The organism is Leptolyngbya sp. FACHB-36, from assembly GCF_014695955.1.
GTDB lineage: Bacteria > Cyanobacteriota > Cyanobacteriia > Leptolyngbyales > Leptolyngbyaceae > FACHB-36.
Genome location: NZ_JACJPG010000504.1, coordinates 1 through 2,142 on the forward strand (window position 1 = coordinate 1; position 2,142 = coordinate 2,142).

The following is a 2,142-nucleotide window of genomic DNA, read 5'->3' on the forward strand; positions in this document are numbered from 1 at the left end:
TGCCACCCCTCCGACTGCTCGACGCTTCCGTTGATAGCCAATTATTCTCCGCAGGCTTCAGCAGAAGCGGATTGAATAAACTGAGTAAGCTGTGACGATTTTTGTGGCAGTAAATAAATCTCCTGCAAGGCATCAGACCAGAGATTTTGCTGTGAGAAATAAATTGCTCTGTGTAGCGCGATCGTTTCTGGCGTAGCTTTTTGTGCTTTTAGCTGTTTTTCTTCAGTGGTTAGCGCGGCGGCAATTCGAGTCTGCTCTGCTGCATCCAGCATCGTAAATTTTGGATTAAAATCCGCATCGGTCACGATCGGCTGCCCCGCCTCGTCGAAAAACACAATCTCGTACGTTTGTCCTGCCTGTAACGGCTTTCCCTGATAAACGGTACTGTACTGATTGGTAGACAGCGATTGGCTCCACACCACGGTATTTGTTTCTTCCTGCTGCACAACGATGCGCCCAACGTCTTCTCGCCACACAAACAAGGGACGATCGCTCCAAACGGTGCGGGTGTCGGCGTAGCCAGGTGTAATCAGACACAGTGCGCCGCGCGTTCCAGAGGGATGCGATCGGGGTTTAAACAAATTGATTAATCGCTCCATTGGCGATTGTTGGCGGGGAGCCGCGATCGTCGGTGCCGCCACGGCGATCGTGCCTAGTGCAAGCAGAACGGTCATCATTCGATTGACGCTAGCCATCAGATCTCCTGAACGTGGGTAAGACGTAGCTCCAAATTAGCGCAGCAGGTAGAAACCAAGGAATTTGCAGCAGCAACGTGATAAACACCTGCAAGACAATCCAGCCATAAACGATCGTGCCTGCAGCAAAAAGGACGATCGATCGCCGTCGCTGCGAATAGGATTGGTTTAACAGCAGCAGCGCTGCCGCCTTGCCCAAAACTGCTGCAATCAAAACCATCCACAGATCTGGCACTGCCCAAATGAGATGCTGCGATCGTAAGTGATGGACCGCATAAGCGTGTGCTTCACCTCCGGTGAACGTTTGAGACGGATTGGATTCGTTCAGACGCGATCGCCAGTAGCCCACTGCCAGCGGCAGTGAAAAATTGTCATCTGCTTGGTCATACCCACCTGCGGCAACGATTACGATTTGTTGATGCAGGTTTTTTAGGGTTGGGTCGTCCAACGGTCGCTCCAAAAAGTCCCAGGCTGCCAACGAGGTGTATACCTGCGGCGGCGGCAGGGAGAAATCTAGAATTGGGTACAGTCTCACTGAACGAACCTGCGGCAGCGGCGGTGAGTGGGCGATCGCGAGTTGATAGGCAAATGGACACTCTGGCTTACAGGGCGGTAGCATGACTCGCCACTCGGCAATGTTCACGTCTCCATGCAAAATTGGCTTGGAACTGGATCGAGGCTCCTGAGAATTCGGAGATTTGAGCGGCAATTGCGTCCCTGTGGCAGTCGTGATGCGATCGCTGACGCGAATCGGCTGCCCGTTTTCGCTCTGTTGGGCTGCAAATACCAATTGCGTGTTTTGCTGCACCGCCGATCGAACCGCCGTTGCCAAAATGGCATCTTCTGTGGCGCTGCCATCCAGCAAATAGTCAATGCCGATCGTTCGCACGTTTAGCTGCCGCAGCCGATCGAGCAGCCTTGCCAGATACGCCCGATCCATCGGTTTAACTTTGTACGCATCAATGCCGTTGCGCTCGATCGAGGCTTGGTCGATCGCTAGCAGCGTCACCGGAGGCGGCGCGGCGGCTGGCAACTGGTGCGTCACGGTGCGATAAATCGCTTGGGTGGCAAAGCGGTTGTCAGCCAGAAAGGCTTGAACTGGCGTCATGACGCTGACCAGAGACAGGGATGCCAGCGCGATCACTTGCTTCCGCGTCGGGCACCACTGCCGCCACAGCCACTTCAACCGCGACGGCTCGATCCGAAACAGCGGCGCGGCGGGATGACGAAACAGCGACGGAATTAAGTAAGCAGACGGGTAGGAGATTTTCTCCGCTGCCAAATAGCGACAGGCTTCTAGCAGAGCGGTATGGACATCCTGAAACTGAGCGAGCTGGTGGCAGAACTGCGCCAAAAACACATGAGCCACCGCATCGGAAATAGATTCCCGCATCACCGCCACCTGACTGACACCCAGCGAAATCAGAGCGGTGGCGATCGCCAGCCC

2 protein-coding genes are annotated in these 2,142 nt (G+C 54.7%); both read right to left on the bottom strand.

Annotated features, from left to right (window positions below; genetic code table 11):
* Nucleotides 1–41 precede the first annotated feature (41 nt).
* Nucleotides 42–695 (bottom strand): hypothetical protein, encoded by a 654-nt coding sequence (locus H6F43_RS14390; RefSeq protein ID WP_190343424.1) that lies wholly within the window; start codon nucleotides 693–695, stop codon nucleotides 42–44.
* Nucleotides 688–2,142 (bottom strand): CHASE2 domain-containing protein (locus H6F43_RS14395; protein WP_190343425.1); only part of this gene is annotated, 1,455 nt, incomplete at its 5' end. The genes H6F43_RS14390 and H6F43_RS14395, both read right to left, overlap by 8 nt.

Excerpts from the sequence above, each read along its gene's own strand:
- H6F43_RS14390 (WP_190343424.1), bottom strand. The coding sequence starts at position 695 with ATGGCTAGCGTCAATCGAATGATGACCGTTCTGCTTGCACTAGGCACG.